This is a genomic window from Mycobacterium sp. NGS57 (genome assembly GCF_059812405.1).
On the sequence record NZ_JCALCP010000011.1, the window covers coordinates 114,755 to 130,321 of the forward strand.

At 68.9% G+C, this 15,567-nt stretch carries 15 protein-coding genes; 10 read left to right on the forward strand and 5 right to left on the reverse strand.

Going from position 1 to position 15,567, the window contains the following annotated elements:
* Positions 1-110 precede the first annotated feature (110 nt).
* The 4 genes from dacB to hpt are packed head-to-tail and all read left to right on the forward strand — an operon-like array spanning position 111 to position 4,110.
* On the forward strand, positions 111-1,496 hold the full coding sequence (gene dacB, locus AC5Y43_RS20950; RefSeq protein WP_499975685.1) for a D-alanyl-D-alanine carboxypeptidase/D-alanyl-D-alanine endopeptidase: 1,386 nt from the start codon (positions 111-113) through the stop codon (positions 1,494-1,496).
* Positions 1,493-2,563, forward strand: a complete 1,071-nt coding sequence (locus tag AC5Y43_RS20955; protein WP_499975585.1) for a zinc-dependent metalloprotease — start codon at positions 1,493-1,495, stop codon at positions 2,561-2,563. The genes dacB and AC5Y43_RS20955 overlap by 4 nt, the downstream gene beginning before the upstream one ends.
* Positions 2,542-3,504, forward strand: coding sequence for a tRNA lysidine(34) synthetase TilS (tilS, locus tag AC5Y43_RS20960; RefSeq protein WP_499975588.1), 963 nt, complete (start codon positions 2,542-2,544; stop codon positions 3,502-3,504). The genes AC5Y43_RS20955 and tilS overlap by 22 nt, the downstream gene beginning before the upstream one ends.
* A 27-nt stretch (positions 3,505-3,531) precedes the next feature.
* The gene (hpt, locus tag AC5Y43_RS20965; RefSeq protein WP_499975589.1) at positions 3,532-4,110 is read left to right on the forward strand and encodes a hypoxanthine phosphoribosyltransferase; all 579 of its coding nucleotides are present in this window, start codon (positions 3,532-3,534) and stop codon (positions 4,108-4,110) included.
* 7 nt (positions 4,111-4,117) lie between these two features.
* Here the strand turns inward: hpt and AC5Y43_RS20970 are convergent, their stop codons facing one another.
* Entirely contained in the window at positions 4,118-4,861 is a 744-nt protein-coding gene (locus AC5Y43_RS20970; RefSeq protein WP_499975591.1) for an SIMPL domain-containing protein, read from the reverse strand.
* 344 nt (positions 4,862-5,205) lie between these two features.
* Between AC5Y43_RS20970 and AC5Y43_RS20975 the strand changes: the two genes are divergently transcribed.
* Complete coding sequence (locus AC5Y43_RS20975; protein WP_499975592.1) at positions 5,206-5,514, forward strand: hypothetical protein; 309 nt, start codon at positions 5,206-5,208, stop codon at positions 5,512-5,514.
* Positions 5,515-5,537: 23 nt separating this feature from the next.
* Positions 5,538-6,254 carry a hypothetical protein gene (locus tag AC5Y43_RS20980; protein ID WP_499975593.1) on the forward strand — a complete coding sequence of 239 codons (717 nt, stop codon included), beginning with the start codon at positions 5,538-5,540 and terminating at the stop codon, positions 6,252-6,254.
* A 53-nt stretch (positions 6,255-6,307) separates the two neighbouring features.
* Here the strand turns inward: AC5Y43_RS20980 and AC5Y43_RS20985 are convergent, their stop codons facing one another.
* Positions 6,308-7,450, reverse strand: coding sequence for a PPE family protein (locus AC5Y43_RS20985; RefSeq protein WP_499975595.1), 1,143 nt, complete (start codon positions 7,448-7,450; stop codon positions 6,308-6,310).
* 352 nt (positions 7,451-7,802) lie between these two features.
* Here AC5Y43_RS20985 and AC5Y43_RS20990 point away from each other — a divergent pair, with 352 nt between their 5' ends.
* Both AC5Y43_RS20990 and AC5Y43_RS20995 read left to right on the forward strand, forming a co-directional pair.
* Complete coding sequence (locus AC5Y43_RS20990) at positions 7,803-8,102, forward strand: PE family protein (protein WP_499975597.1); 300 nt, start codon at positions 7,803-7,805, stop codon at positions 8,100-8,102.
* A 14-nt stretch (positions 8,103-8,116) separates the two neighbouring features.
* On the forward strand, positions 8,117-9,289 hold the full coding sequence (locus AC5Y43_RS20995; protein WP_499975598.1) for a PPE family protein: 1,173 nt from the start codon (positions 8,117-8,119) through the stop codon (positions 9,287-9,289).
* A gap of 123 nt (positions 9,290-9,412) precedes the next feature.
* Here AC5Y43_RS20995 and AC5Y43_RS21000 read toward each other — a convergent pair whose 3' ends face one another.
* The 3 genes from AC5Y43_RS21000 to AC5Y43_RS21010 are packed head-to-tail and all read right to left on the reverse strand — an operon-like array spanning position 9,413 to position 12,578.
* Positions 9,413-10,426 (reverse strand): zinc-binding dehydrogenase, encoded by a 1,014-nt coding sequence (locus tag AC5Y43_RS21000; protein ID WP_499975600.1) that lies wholly within the window; start codon positions 10,424-10,426, stop codon positions 9,413-9,415.
* Positions 10,426-11,613: an LLM class flavin-dependent oxidoreductase gene (locus AC5Y43_RS21005; RefSeq protein WP_499975602.1), complete on the reverse strand. Its 1,188-nt coding sequence runs from the start codon at positions 11,611-11,613 to the stop codon at positions 10,426-10,428. Before AC5Y43_RS21005 ends, AC5Y43_RS21000 begins: the two co-directional genes overlap by 1 nt.
* The gene (locus tag AC5Y43_RS21010; RefSeq protein ID WP_499975603.1) at positions 11,610-12,578 is read right to left on the reverse strand and encodes an alpha/beta fold hydrolase; all 969 of its coding nucleotides are present in this window, start codon (positions 12,576-12,578) and stop codon (positions 11,610-11,612) included. Before AC5Y43_RS21010 ends, AC5Y43_RS21005 begins: the two co-directional genes overlap by 4 nt.
* A 61-nt stretch (positions 12,579-12,639) precedes the next feature.
* Between AC5Y43_RS21010 and AC5Y43_RS21015 the strand changes: the two genes are divergently transcribed.
* Positions 12,640-13,053: a VOC family protein gene (locus AC5Y43_RS21015; protein ID WP_499975604.1), complete on the forward strand. Its 414-nt coding sequence runs from the start codon at positions 12,640-12,642 to the stop codon at positions 13,051-13,053.
* A 157-nt stretch (positions 13,054-13,210) separates the two neighbouring features.
* Positions 13,211-15,565 carry an ATP-dependent zinc metalloprotease FtsH gene (gene ftsH / locus AC5Y43_RS21020; protein WP_499975607.1) on the forward strand — a complete coding sequence of 785 codons (2,355 nt, stop codon included), beginning with the start codon at positions 13,211-13,213 and terminating at the stop codon, positions 15,563-15,565.
* Positions 15,566-15,567: the final 2 nt, after the last annotated feature.

Below are 15,567 nucleotides of genomic sequence, written 5' to 3' on the forward strand. Positions count from 1 at the left end.
CCGGCTCCTTCACGAGGGTGGGTCTTGGTAGGTCGGTAACGCCGGGCATCACCCTAGTCGAGCGCATCGGGGCCGATTCGGCAGAATGGGTCCAAACAGTCAGGAGGGTGATGGGTCCGACTCGCTGGCGGAAATCCACCCAGGTGCTCATCGGGTTGGCCGTGCTGGCGTTCGTCGCCGCGGTGGTGGCGGCGGCAACGTTTTTCACGACGGGCGGGCACGGCGCCGGGGCCGCGCACGCCCCCGTGCCGCCGCCGCGCCCACCGACGGTCAAGCCGGGGATGGTCCCCGCCGCCGACACCGCCGAGACGCCGAGCCCCGGTGGGGTCGCCGCCGCGCTCGCGTCCGTGGCGGCCGATCCCAACCTGGGCCGGCTGGGCGGCCGGATCAGCGACGCGATCACCGGCAAGGAGCTGTGGCAGGTCGCCGACGACCTGCCGCTGGTGCCGGCGTCGACGAACAAGGTGCTGACCGCCGCCGCGGCGTTGCTGACGTTGGACCGGCAGGCCCGGATCAGCACCCGGGTGGTCGCGGGCAGCCCGAACGCGCAGGGACCGATCGTGCTGGTGGGCGCCGGGGACCCCGTGCTGTCGGCGGCGCCACCGGGAGTCGACACCTGGTACCGGGGCTCCGCGCGCATCAGCGACCTGGTCGAGCAGGTTCGCCGCAGCGGCGTGACCCCGACCGCGGTGCAGGTGGACACCTCGGCGTTCAGTGGGCCGACGATGGCGCAGGGCTGGGACCCCGCCGACGTCGACAACGGCGACATCGCGCCGATCGAGTCGGTGATGGTCGACGCCGGCCGCATCCAGCCGACGACGGTTAACTCGCGGCGGTCCAAGACTCCGGCGCTGGACGCCGGCCGTGAGCTGGCCAAGGGGCTCGGCCTGGATCCCAACGCCGTCACCGTCGCCACGGCGCCGTCCGGGGCGCGGCAGCTGGCCGTCGTTCAGTCCGCGCCGCTGGTCCAGCGGCTGTCGGAGATGATGGAGCACTCCGACAACGTGATGGCCGAATGCATCGGCCGCGAGGTCGCGGCCGCGATCAACCGGCCGGGCAGCTTCGCCGGGGCGGTCGACGCGGTGACCAACCGCCTGAGCACCGCGCACGTCGACACCGCCGGCGCGGCCCTGCAGGATTCCAGCGGCCTGTCGATCGACGACAAGTTGACTGCCAAGACGCTCGACGGCGTGGTGCAGGCGGCCGCCGGGCCCGACCAGCCGGCACTGCGGGCGCTGCTGGACCTGCTGCCCATCGCGGGCGGCAGCGGCACGCTGGGCGAGCGCTTCCTCGACCCGGCCACCGACCGGGGCCCGGCCGGCTGGCTGCGCGCCAAGACCGGCTCGCTGACCGACGTCAACTCGCTGGTCGGGGTGCTCACCGACCGTAGCGGCCGGGTGCTCACGTTCGCCTTCCTGTCCAACGCGGCGGGCCCCAACGGCCGCAACGCGATGGACGCCCTGGCCACCAAGCTCTGGTTCTGCGGGTGCGCATGAGTCCCTCGTCGAGCCTGACCCTCGGTACCGCCGTCGACTGGCGCTTCGCCGCGACCGTCGGGCAGCGGCTGGCCCGGCCGGGTCCCGCGGCCAGCGACTACACCCGCCGCCAGGCGATCGACGAGCTGGCTGTGGCGGCCGCCAAGGCCGAACCGCCGGTGCGCGACGTCACGGGTCTGGTGACCGACGACTTCGAGAAGGGCCACGTGCCGCCCGCCCGCATCGTCGACCGCGCGCAGTGGATCGGCGCGGCGGCCGAGTCGATGCGGGTGATGACCAACGGAAGCGAAAAGCCGCACGGCTTTCTCACCGGCCGGCTCACCGGCGCGCAGACGGGCGCCGTGCTCGCGTTCGTGTCGTCGGGGATCCTCGGCCAGTACGACCCGTTCGCCGGCCGCGGCCGGGACCCCGAAGAGGGGAGCCTGCTCCTGGTGTATCCCAACGTGATCGCCGTCGAGCGCCAGCTTCGGGTCGAGCCCTCCGACTTCCGGTTGTGGGTGTGCCTGCACGAGGTGACCCATCGCGTGCAGTTCACCGCCAACCCGTGGCTGGCCGATCACATGTCGCAGGCGTTGGGGACGCTGACCCAGGACGTCGGGGAAGACCTCGGCCAGGTGGCCGGCCGGCTCGCCGAGTTCGTCCGCAGCCGCGGCAACGGCGCGACCGATGCCAACGCCTCGGGCATCCTCGGGCTGGTGCGCGCCGTGCAATCCGAGCCGCAGCGCGACGCCCTCGACCAGTTGCTGGTGCTGGGCACGCTGCTGGAGGGCCACGCCGATCACGTGATGGATGCCGTCGGCCCGGTGGTGGTGCCGTCGGTGGCCACCATCCGGCGCCGATTCGACGAGCGTCGCCACCGCAAGCAACCGCCGCTGCAGCGCCTGCTGCGCGCGCTGTTGGGGCTCGACGCCAAGCTCAGCCAGTACACCCGGGGGAAGGCGTTCGTCGACCACGTGGTGGACAAGGTGGGGATGGCGCGCTTCAACACCGTGTGGAGGGGCCCCGAAACGCTGCCGCTGCCCGCCGAAATCGAAGACCCCCAGCGATGGATCGACAGGGTCCTGTAGGGCGGTTGCGCGCGGCTGTCGAGGCGTTCTCCCGCACCCACCTTGCTTCCGAAAAGCGTTGGTGCGTGGCACTTTCCGGCGGCCCCGACTCGCTGGCGCTCACGGCGGTCGCGGCCGCGCTCCGTCCCACCGCGGCGCTGATCGTCGACCACGGCCTGCAGGCCGAATCGGCCATCGTCGCCGAGACCGCCCGGACGCAGGCGCTGATGCTGGGATGCGTTGACTCCCAAGTGCTTTGCGTGCAGGTGGGCGCCGGCGGCGGCCCGGAAGCGGCCGCGCGCACCGCGCGGTATGCCGCGCTTCAGGAGGCGCGGCGCGGCGACCCGGTGCTGTTGGCGCACACGCTCGACGACCAGGCGGAGACTGTGTTGCTGGGCCTGGGCCGCGGCTCCGGGGCCCGTTCGATCGCCGGGATGCGCCCGCACGACCCGCCGTGGTGCCGCCCGCTGCTCGGGATGCGGCGGTCGGTGACCCACGCGGCGTGTACGGAGCTCGGCCTGACGCCGTGGCAGGACCCACACAACAGCGACCGCCGGTTCACCCGGACCCGGCTGCGCCTGGAGGTGCTGCCGCTGCTCGAGGACGTGCTGGGCGGCGGGGTGGCCGAGGCACTGGCGCGCACCGCGGCCGCGGTGCGCGAGGACACCGACATGATCGATGCGCTCGCCGCGGAGGCGCTGCCCGGGGCGCGGGTGGATTCGGGGCTGCGACCCGCGGCTCTGGCCGCGTTGCCGGACGCCGTTCGGCGCCGGGTGATCCGCGGCTGGCTACTGGCCGGGGGCGCGACCGGGTTGACCGACAAACAGATCCGCGGCGTGGACGCGCTGATCACCACGTGGCGCGGGCAGGGCGGGGTCGCGGTCGGGTCCTCGCTGCGCGGACAGCGGTTGATCGCCGGGCGCCGCGACGGCGTGCTCGCGCTGTGGCGGGAGCCCGTGTAGCGATCTCGTCCGGCGGCGTGGCACGCTGTGGTCGTGGCCGTGGAGCTGTACCCGGGGGACATCAAGTCGGTGCTGCTGACCGCCGAGCAGATCCAGGCCCGCATCGCCGAACTCGGCGAGGAGATCGGCGAGCACTATCGCGGCGGCGCCGCCGAGACGGGTCAGGACCTGCTGCTGATCACCGTGCTCAAGGGCGCGGTGATCTTCGTGACGGATCTGGCCCGCGCGATCCCGGTGCCCACGCAGTTCGAGTTCATGGCCGTCAGCTCCTACGGATCCTCGACGTCGTCGTCGGGCGTGGTGCGCATCCTCAAGGACCTCGACCGCGACATCAACGACCGCGACGTGCTGATCGTCGAGGACGTCGTCGACTCCGGCCTGACGCTGTCGTGGCTGCTGCGCAACCTGAAGAGCCGCCATCCGCGCTCGCTGCGGGTGTGCACGCTGCTGCGCAAGCCCGACGCCGTGCGCGCCAACGCCGATATCGCCTACGTCGGCTTCGACATCCCGAACGACTTCGTCGTGGGCTACGGCCTGGATTACGAGGAGCGCTACCGGGATCTGCCCTACATCGGCATGCTGGACCCGCGGGTGTACGCCGAGTAGACGCCGGTCAATTCAGCTCCCACACCGCGGTCACCGAGAAGCTCACGGTCTGCTGGCCGGGCTCCAGCGGCACCGCCGCCATGGCGCGCGGCGGCGCGGGCGGCCCACCCGTCGGCGCGGGGCCGGACGCCTCCGAAATGGACAGCACCCGGCCCAGCCGCAGGCCGGACAGTTGCGCGTACTGGTCCGCGCGGGCCTTGGCGTCGTTGAACGCCCGCGCCCGGGCGTCCTTGACCAGTTGCGAGTCGTCGGCGATCGAATAGCTGACCGAGCTGATCCGCGTGGCGTCGCCGCCGGTGCCGACGATGACGGCCAGCATTCGGGACGCCGCGTCGGCCGGGTGGATCCTGGCCCGGATCGAGTTCGTGGCGCGATAGCCGGTAATGCTCGCGGCGCCGGCGGGACCGGGATTGCCGTACTGCGGCTCCAGGGTGACCGTGGTGGTGCTGATGTCCTCACGGTCCAGGCCCGCGCCGACCAGTGCGTCGATCACCGCCTGCTGCCGTTCGTTCGTCTGGTTCATCGCGGCGGTGACGTCGGGCGCGGTGAACTCGATGCCGGCCTCGGCGGTCAACGTGTCCGGGACGCCCTGAACCTGCCCCGAACCGACGACGGTCACCTGGCGGGGATTCGCTCCCGGAGCCGGCGCGTCGTGTTTGTCGCAGGCAGCCACCGCGGCGACGGTCAACCCCGCGACGGCCACGGCAATTGATCGGCGGATAACCTTCGAGACGTTGGTTGCGTCCGGCATGTGTGGCACCTTATCCGCTTCAGGCACTTTGCCGCCCTGACAGCCGAATTGGATCGCAGGTGTGCCTACGCCCGAAAGTCGATGAGCCGCCATTCCTTTGAGAGGGGACACGTCAGTCGTGATCGCTGCGGCCGCACCTGAGGCTGCGCAAACGAAACAGCTCCGCGTGTCGATAGGAAGGTCCCGGGGTGGTACCTGAGGACCGTCGGATCAGGAGCAGGCGCACGGTTGCTGCAAAGGTGTTCGATCAACCGCGGGCCGCCGCGGGCACGTACGCGACGGCCGTTCGAGACGATCCCGCTTTCTTTTGCCGTGTCCGCCGAACGGCGCTATCGTCCATCATTGTGGACGACAGTGCCAAGGACCCGGCGGTGGTTCTGCCGTATTTGGTCGGTAGGCCGCTGGCGGCCACCGAGGTCTACGAAGCATTCGGCTACCGCAAGTCCGCCTACTACAAGGCGGCTCGCGAAGGCAGGCTGATCACCGCGGACAACCTGATCAGGGCGGCTAAGTATTTGGGGTTGAACCCGGTTGACCTGCAGGTCCGCTACGGGCTGATCGACCCCGACTCGGTCGCCGAATACCTGGAAGCCCAGGCCGCCCCGCCCAGACTGCGTGACCTTCGCCCCGATCCCAACAGTCCGCCCGTCTGAGCGGCACTGTCCGGACTCTATTGATGATCAAAACCGCACTTATCATCGCGACCTTGGCTGCCATCCTGTGCAGCCTGTGGATCCGGCGCAGCACCTGGCGTTCCCGATGGGAGGCCGGCGCAACCCGCAACATCGCACTGCACGGCTGCGCGGTGGTGCTGATGTCGCACTGGGCTGCGGCGGTGCTCGGACCGCCCCTGCACCGCGTCTTCGGGCTGTGGAACGTACAACATTTCCTCGGCCACATCTGCTGGATCTTCGCGGTGACGGCCATCATCCGGCACGGGCTCATCCGTCTCGTTGACGAGGCCCACGAGCGCGCTCTGTTGCGCAAATACGTGACGCGGCCGCTGAGGCTTGCGGTTCCGCTGCTGGCGGCGCTGTTCATCATCGCCGACGAAGGTCACCACCTCGACTTCTTCGCCGCCCCGGCCAGCGACGTCTGGCTAGCGGCTTACTGGCTGGTACTGGGCGGCCTGATGATCTACCTGCTCGGCTACGCCGGACGGCTCCTCCTGATACTGCGGACGGATCCCCGTTCGACGACGACCGTCGACCTCTACTTGATCTCGGCCGCATTCGGCGTGGCGGCTACCGCAATTCAGATGGGTACCGCCTGGGCGGGCTCCGACATCGTCTTGCCCGTCTGGTTGTGCGCCTGCCTGAGCGCCATTGGCTTCGCCTACGGATCCGCCCGATCGTGGCAGGCCAAGGTTGCCTGGTTCACCCCCGGCAAATAGCCCACCCACGGGCTTGGGCAGCCCCGATCAGCGCAGGTTGGCAATCTGGGGGCCTATCCGCCGACCACCGGGCGCGCCATCACTATTTGGCGAAACCCGTATTGTTGCCCGACGATCTTCCCCCCCTGACCGCGACCCGCGCCCGTCAGCGGTATCCCGCGCAACACGCTTGCTCCTGTAGCTTCGGGGCCGACGCCGGCGGTGCTCACGGCCGACAGCGTCGTCTCCCCGCTTGTCGCTGGAGCCGCTGCGGCCCAAGCCTGCGGGACTGACAAGTTGCCCACCGTGCCCGCCCTACCAAGGCCCGCCGAAACAGCCGACGACGCGCCCGAAGACATTGGGCCGCTCGCCTGGATTCCCGCCACACCAGGCAGCACCCCGGCAGCATCGGCACCTTTGCCGGCAGCCGCGGCCGGCATCACACCTCCCCAGACCTTCATCATGTTCTCCCAGTCGCCCAAATGGTTATAGGCGATCGAACTGTGGGTGGAGTACAGCGATACCCAGGTTTTCCAGGACTTCGACTCCGATGACTCAAGCCATCCGTTCAGCAGTGGGCCATAAAGCGCCCTGCCATTCGCTAGCCCGAGGACGGACGCAACGGGCTGTGTGGTGGTGCCGGCTGTGTCGGCGGCGTGGGCGACCGCGACGGCTTGACCGGCGTGCCCCCCAGGATTGGTGGTGGATGGCGGCTGGGCGAACGTGGTCAACGCTGAAGCGTCGGCCGACGCCGCGGCGTAGCCGTACATCGCGGCGGCGTCCTGAGCCCACATTTCTGCATAGTGAGCTTCGGTAGCCGCAATCGCCGGCAGGTTCTGACCGAAGAAGTTCGTCGCGATCAGCGTCATCAGTTGCGCGCGGTTGGCCGCGATCACCGGCGGCGGAATCGTCATCGCAAACGCCACCTCGTAGGCTCCTGCGGCGGCCTTCGCCTGGACGGCCGTCTGTTCGGCCTGCGCCGCAGTCGTGGTCAGCCACGCCGCATAGGGCGCCGAAGCGCTGACCATCGATGCAGACGCCGGACCCGACCAGGCGCCCGCAAGTTCGGTGATCAGCGAGCTGTAAGAGGCTGCCGTGATGTAGAGCTCGGTGGCCAGACCGTCCCACGCTGCGGCGGCCGCCAGCATCGGCCCCGAACCGGCGCCGGCGTACATCCGCCCGGAGTTGACCTCCGGCGGAAGTGCCCCGAAATCCACTACGTGGTCCCTTCGTCTGCTCGACCGCTTTCCCATTCGGGCCGGCGTGGCCCGAAACTGCGGTCAGATGTTTCCGCCCGTTCACGGTCCGGCGCAGCCGACGCGGTCGGCGGCCTAGTCATGAACGCGAAAGCCCCTGTGCCCGCGGCGATTTTCCGTGTAAGTGGATCCCAGAGCACGAAGACGATCATAGGTAGTTTGGTGTGCGTAACAGTTCACTAAAGTGAACTACAGGTAGCTAAAAATGAATAGTTGTCTTTAAGAATGTACTGTTGGCCGCACGTTACTTAACCTTGCGGAAGGGCGGCCCCCGAAGGCCGTCGAAACCGGAACCAGCGAGGAGACAACCGCCGTGTCGTTCGTGACCACCCAGCCGCAAGCGTTATCCGCCGCAGCCCATAACTTGACTGCTATCGGTGCGGCGCTGGCCGCACAGAATGCAGCTGCATCGGCGCCGACGACGGGCGTGGTTCCCGCGGCGACCGACGAGGTCTCGGTGCTGATCGCGGCTCACTTCGCCACGCACGCGCAGATGTATCAGACGGTCAGCGCCCAAGCCACGGTGATGCACGAGATGTTTGTGAAAATGCTGGGCTGCAGTGCCGGTTCGTACGAGGCCACCGAGGCGATCAACGCCGCCGCGTCCAGCTGAGGGGGGACGGATAAATGCTGGATTACGGGGCTTTACCTCCGGAGATCAATTCTGCGCGCATGTATTCCGGCCCGGGGTCTGCATCGATGATGGCCGCGTCATGGGCCTGGAACATGCTGGCCGCCGAGCTGGATTCGGCAGCCACCGACTACGAGACGGTCATCACTCAATTGGCCAGCGAAGAGTGGATGGGCCCTGCATCCACGCAAATGGCCGACGCGGCCCGACCCTATCTGGCTTGGATGCGCGCCAGCGCCGTGCAAGCGGAGCAGGCCGCCATCTCGGCCAGGGCCGCCGCGGGGGCCTACGAGACCGCGTTCGCCGCCACGGTGCCTCCACCGCTGATAGCGGCCAACCGCGCCCAGCTGGCCCAGGCGATGTCCACGAATGTCCTCGGACAAAACACCCCGCTGATAACTCAGCTCGAGGCGCAATACGGTGAAATGTGGGCTCAAGACGCCGCCGCGATGTACGGCTACGCCGCCCAGACCGCACCGACTGCCCAAGTGACGCCGTTCACCGAGCCGGTGCAGAACACCAACCCCGCCGGAGAGGCCATGCAGGCTGCCGCGGTCACCCAAGCCGCTGGCACATCGGCCGGTACGGGGGCGCAGTCGATGCAGTCGCAGCTGCTGTCCTCCATGCCCTCCGCACTGCAAAACCTGGCTTCACCTGGTTCATTGAGTAACTACGTGTCAGCGGTCTCGGAGGAGTTGGCAGAGGATCCGGTGGTGGGGCTGTGGACGGAATATGCCAGTCCGATCCAGAACAGCCTCGCGATGCTTTATCGCTTTACCGGCATGTCGACCCACTTTTTATCGCTGTCGAAGGCTGCAGCGCCGGCCGCCAAGGCCGCCAGCGAGGGGGCCAAGGCAGCGGCGAGCCTACCCGCCATCGGGGGAGGCCTGGGCGGAGGAGGCGGCGCCATCTCGGCGGCTCTGGGTACCGCGGCGCCGCTCGGCGGCCTCTCCGTACCGTCCTCCTGGGCCTCCGCCGCAGGCCCGGCCGCGGCTCCCGGCGCTGCGCCACTGGCGATCAGCCGCCTGATCACCACCCCGGACATCTCAGGGCCGGGCAACGTGCTGGGCGGGATGCCCCTGGCGGGAGCTGATGGTGGCCGAATGGGCGCCGGACCGCGCTACGGGTTCCGTCCGACGGTGATGGCTCGCCCGCCGTTCGCCGGATAGCTGAACGACGACGGCCCGGGTATCCAGTTCGGGATCCGGCACGGGGCAACGCGATTCGATCGGCTGTCGCGCTCCAACCGGATAGGGCACAGTGCGCGCGAGCCGCGTCCCCGAAAACGAGGCTCAGGGCGTGACGAGAATCTTGCAGTGCCGCTCGGGGTCGGCCAGGTCGTCGAACGCCTGCCCGACGCCGTCCAGTCCGACCTCCCCGGTGATCAGCGGGGTGACGTCGATGTCGCCCTCGGCCAGCGCGCGCAGGGAGTCGCCGAACTCCTCCGGGTTGTAGGCCAGCACGAACTGCACGTTGATCTCTTTGGCGATCGCGAAGAACGGGTGCACGGTGTCGGGCTGCATGCACACCCCAGCGACCACCAGGCGGGTGCCCGGCCGCGCGCGCCGCAGCACATCGTCGATGATGCCGGGGACCCCGACGGCCTCGAACACGACCGCCGGTTTGACGGAGTCGAAGGGCGAGCCCTGGGCGGCGTCCAGCGTCTGGTGGGCGCCCATCGCGGTGGCCAGCTCGCGCCGCGTCGGTGAAAAGTCCGAAGCAACAACGGTTTCCACGCCGCGCGTCCGGAGCGCCGCGATGATGGCGATCCCGATCGGTCCGCAGCCGAGCACCAGCGCAGTCTCGCCGGGCGCGATGTTGGACTTGTTGACGGCGTGCAGTCCCACCGCCATCGGTTCGGTCAACGCGGCGTGCTTGAGGTCCAGGCCGTTGGGAATGGGCAACAGCAGCGGTGCCGAGAGCAGCATTCGCTCGGCGTAGCCGCCAATTGTGCTGTTGCTGTAGACGATCGGCTCGACACCCGTCGTGGAGAGCAGCACCGGAATCGACGTCACCATGGTCCCCGGCGGATGGGTCTCGGTGTCGGGCCCGGCCTCGAGCACCTCGGCGCTGAATTCGTGACCCATGAAGACATCGCTGCCCAGGTCGACGCTCATGGGCCCGCCGTCGCCGGCGACCGCGGCGGTCATCGCCACCACGTCATCGCCATGGGCGGCGAAATGCAGATCAGAACCGCAGATTCCGCACGCCCGCACCCCGACGAGAACCTGACCCGGCCCGGGCACCGGCTCGGGCACGTCGTCGCGCTGCACCATGCGGCCGTCGCGCAACACCGCGGCGCGCATCAGTTCGCCCGTCCTTGCTGCTCGCCGACGTGCTCGGTGATGGCTTTCACGACGGCCTCGCCTGCGCGGCCGATCAGTTGGTCGCGTTTGCCCTTGGCCCACTCGTGCGACGATCGCGGCGCGGCGAGCTGCCCCTTGAAGTGGGGAATCACTTTGCGCGCCACCAGGTCATAGCAATGGTAGGTCGCCTCGGGCGAGGCCCAGTCGTGGCCGAGCATCAGCAGGGTGCCGAAGCCGCCCGAGCGGTCGAGCAGGTCTTCGATATGCGCGATCGCGTCTTCGGGCGTGCCGATGCAGCAATTGCCCTTGGCTGCATAGTCGGCGACGAACTCGTGCGGCGTCTGGGCGCCCTCGACCTCGTTGGCCAGCGGCACGAACCCCGCTGCGCCGAAGTAGTTGGCGAAGTCCTGCAGCCCGTAGGTGCAGTCGTCGATCGCCTGTTCGCGGCTGTCGGCGATGTGCATGATGCTCAGCACCCGCCAGTCGGCCCGGTCCGGCTCGTCGCGGCCGACCTTGGCCGCTTGCTCGCGTACCACCTCCCAGGTGTTCTCCAGCGCCGCGTAGCCCCCCGGTACCGACATCGACAGCGACAGCAGCGACGTGCCCAGCGCGCCGGCCAGCCGCGGCCCCGACGGCGAAATCATTGCCGCCGTGGAGATCTCGGGGTAGGGCCAGGTATACGGGCGGATGTGCAACTGCGCGTCGCGCAGGGTGAACCAGTCGGAGTGGCGGTCGATGCGCTCCTCGGGCCCGGCGCGGAACAGGGCCAGGATCGCGTCGAGGGATTCCTGCATCATCCGCCGCTGCTCGACGGGATCGATGCCCATCATGTACGCGTCCGACGGCAGGGCGCCCGGTCCGGTGCCGAACATGACCCGACCGCGGGTCAAATGATCCAGCAGCACCCAGCGGTCGGCCACCATCAGCGGATGGTGGTAGGGAAGCGAGACCACCCCGGTGCCCAGCCGAATGTGCTTGGTCCGTTCGGCCGCGGCGGCGATGAACACCTCCGGGCAGGCGATCAGCTCGTAGCCACCGGAGTGGTGTTCGCCGAACCACGCCTCGTCGAAGCCCAGTCGATCCAGGGCAACGACGCGTTCCATGTCGTATTCCAGTGCCACCGTGGGTGATTGGCCGACGGGATGAAACGGCGTGATGAAGACGCCGAACCGCAGTGGCATGCTCATCGCAGCTCCAATCCGTTGAGGAACTCCAGCAGGTTTGTGTTGACCTCGTCGGGGCGTTCCTGTTGCAGCCAGTGGCCCGCGCCCTCGATCATCACCTCGCGGTACGGCGCGGAGACCACCTCCGACGCGCGGTCGGCGCGGGTGAATCCCAGGACCGGATCGCCCGTGCCGGCCATGAAAAGGCATGGCACAGCGATTTTGGCGTCCGCGAGCTCCGGCGTGATCTCCCAGTTCCGGTCGAAATTGCGGTACCAGTTCAGGCCGCCGGTGAAGCCGGTGCGGGAGAACTCGGCGACGTAGTGATCGAGCTCGTCCTGGCCGAGCCAGCCGGGCAATCCGCCCGGTTCGCCCAGGCGCTCGATGAAACCCTCCGGGCCGGGCGCCACCATCCGCAGCGCAGCGCCCCGGTCGTCGGAGGGCGCCAGCCCGCCCAGCATCCGGCGCATGGTGCGGGCCGGGTCGGCATCGAGTTCGGCGTCGGCGACGCCGGGCTCCTGGAAATACAGGATGTAGAAGAAGTTCTCGCCGAAGATCTTGCGCCACTTCGTGGTGGGCGCCGAGCGTGGCCGGGGCGTCGGCGGCACGCTGAGTGCGGCGACGGCCGCGACCCGGTCGGGGTGCAGCAGCGGAGCGTGCCACACCACGGCGGCGCCCCAGTCGTGGCCGACCCAGACGGCGCGCTCGGCGCCGACGTCGTCGAGCAGGCCGGCCAGGTCCGCGGTCAACTCGCGAACGTTGTAGGCGTCGACGGCATCCGGGCGCGACGAGCCGCCGTAGCCGCGCTGATCGGGTGCCAGCACGTGATAGCCGGCCTCGGCCAGGGCCGGTATCTGGTGTCGCCACGAGTAGGCGAGTTCGGGAAAGCCGTGGGCCAGGATCACCACGGGCGCGCCGCGGTCTCCCGCCTCGATGACGCGCAGCCGCACGCCGTTGGTGTCGACTAACCGTTCGGTTGACGAAAGCACCGTCTCACCAAATCACAAGGACCCCGGGCTGAGAAGGGCTCGGCCGATCCATAATTTGTGCATGCGATTGGACCACGTAGTGCTGTGGACGCGGGATGCCCCCGCAGCGATGGATTTCTACTCGCGGGTGGTCGGACTCGCGCCCGTGCGGTTCGCCGAGTTCGAGGCCGGCGGGGCGCCGTTCCCGAGCGTGCGGGTGGGTGAGGATTCCATCATCGACCTGATGCCGATCGAGATGGCCGCCGGCGCGGCGTCGTCCGGGGTGGCCGAGGGGAGCGCCGGTCAGCCGGTCAACCACGTCTGCCTGGCGATGTCGAAAGCCGAATACGACGCGCTGGATGCGCGTCTGCAGGAGGCGGGAGTGGACACCAGCGCCCGGCTGAACCACAGCTTCGGGGCGCAGGGGTGGTCGCCGCAGGCCTACTACTTCGCCGACCCCGACGGCAACGTCGTCGAGGCCCGCTACTACGAGTGAGCCCTCGTTGAGTCCCGCATCAGGATCGACTGCGGGAACTCTCGCTCGTTGCAATAGCGAGAAGACTGCCGGGGCTGGCGAACACCCATAGCGGTAGCCTGGACTTTTACCAACTTCGTGTAGCGCGGAAGGACCTGGCCGACGAGGCCGATGATTGATGAACCGGAAAAACGTGATTCGCATCGTCACGGCGATAGCCGTTGTGGTGGTGTTGGGTTGGTCGTTTTTTTACTTTAGCGACGACACCCGCGGCTACAAGCCCGTCGACACCTCGGTGGCGGTGGCCCAGATCAACAGCGACAACGTCAAGAGTGCGCAGATCGACGATCGCGAGCAGCAGTTGCGGTTGACCCTGAAGAAGGGCAATAAGGACACCGACAATTCCGACAAGGTCATCACCAAGTACCCCACCGGATACGGGGTTGACCTGTTCAATTCGCTGACGGCGAAAAACGCGAAAATCAGTACCGTCGTGAACCAGGGCAGCATCCTGGGCGAGCTGCTGGTCTACGTGCTGCCCCTGCTGTTGCTGGTGGGCCTGTTCGTGATGTTCTCCCGGATGCAGGGCGGCGCCCGGATGGGCTTCGGGTTCGGCAAGTCGCGGGCCAAGATGCTCAACAAAGACATGCCCAAGACCACCTTCGCCGACGTCGCGGGCGTCGACGAGGCGGTCGAGGAGCTCTACGAGATCAAGGACTTCCTGCAAAACCCCAGCCGCTACCAGGCCCTGGGCGCCAAGATCCCCAAGGGCGTGCTGCTCTACGGGCCGCCCGGCACCGGTAAGACGCTGCTGGCCCGCGCCGTAGCGGGAGAAGCCGGCGTTCCGTTCTTCACGATTTCGGGGTCGGACTTTGTCGAGATGTTCGTCGGCGTGGGCGCCTCCCGCGTACGGGACCTGTTCGAGCAGGCCAAGCAGAACAGCCCCTGCATCATCTTCGTCGACGAGATCGACGCCGTCGGCCGCCAGCGCGGCGCCGGCCTGGGCGGCGGCCACGACGAGCGCGAGCAGACCCTCAACCAGTTGCTCGTCGAGATGGACGGATTCGGCGACCGGGCCGGGGTCATCCTGATCGCCGCCACCAACCGGCCCGACATCCTCGACCCCGCGCTGCTGCGGCCCGGCCGCTTCGACCGGCAGATCCCGGTCAGCAACCCCGACCTGGCCGGGCGCCGCGCCGTGCTGCGTGTGCATTCCAAGGGCAAGCCGATCGCGCCGGACGCCGACCTCGACGGGCTGGCCAAGCGCACCGTCGGGATGACCGGCGCCGACCTCGCCAACGTCATCAACGAGGCGGCCCTGCTGACCGCGCGCGAGAACGGCACCGTCATCACCGGACCTGCCCTCGAGGAGGCGGTGGACCGGGTGATCGGGGGCCCGCGCCGCAAGGGCCGCATCATCAGCGAGCACGAAAAGAAGATCACCGCCTACCACGAGGGCGGGCACACCCTGGCCGCCTGGGCGATGCCCGACATCGACCCGGTCTACAAGGTGACGATTCTGGCCCGCGGACGCACCGGCGGGCACGCGGTCGCGGTGCCCGAGGAGGACAAGGGCCTGCGGACCCGGTCGGAGATGATCGCGCAGCTGGTGTTCGCGATGGGCGGGCGCGCCGCCGAGGAACTGGTGTTCCGCGAGCCGACGACGGGCGCGGTGTCCGACATCGAACAGGCCACCAAGGTGGCGCGCGCGATGGTCACCGAATTCGGGATGAGCTCCAAGCTGGGCGCGGTCAAGTACGGCACCGAGCACGGCGACCCGTTTCTGGGGCGCACCATGGGAACTCAGGCGGACTACTCCCACGAGGTCGCCCGCGACATCGACGACGAGGTGCGCAAGTTGATCGAGGCGGCGCACACCGAAGCCTGGGAGATCCTCACCGAATACCGCGACGTGCTCGACACGCTGGCGGGTGAGCTGCTGGAGAAGGAAACGCTGCACCGCGCCGAGCTGGAGGGCATCTTCGCCGACGTCCAAAAGCGGCCCAGGCTCACCATGTTCGACGATTTCGGCGGTCGCATCCCGTCGGACAAGCCACCGATCAAGACGCCCGGCGAACTGGCGATCGAGCGTGGCGAGCCCTGGCCGCCGCCGGTGGCCGAGCCGGCCTTCAAGGCCGCGATCGCGCGGGCCAGCGAGGAGGCGGCGCGGGTGGAGGCCGACAGAAACGCCCACGGCCCCAACGGTTCCCGCGGTGGCGACCACCCACAGCCGGTTCCGAACGGCCCGACCCAGCCGGACTACGGCGCCCCGGCCGGTTGGCACGCGCCCGGCTGGCCGCCGCCGCAGCAACAGCAGCAGCCGAACCATTGGTATCCGCCGTCCCCCAGCCCGACACCGCCACCGCCGCAGCCCTATTGGCCGCGCCCGGTCCCCAGCTATCCGGGTCAGGGCCACGCCGCCTACCCCTATCCGCCCTATCCGCCGCCGGGTCAGCCCACCCCGGACACCGGCCAATCGCCGGACCAACCGGACGACGACGCGCGCCGGTCCAACCCGCCGGCGCACGGCTGACG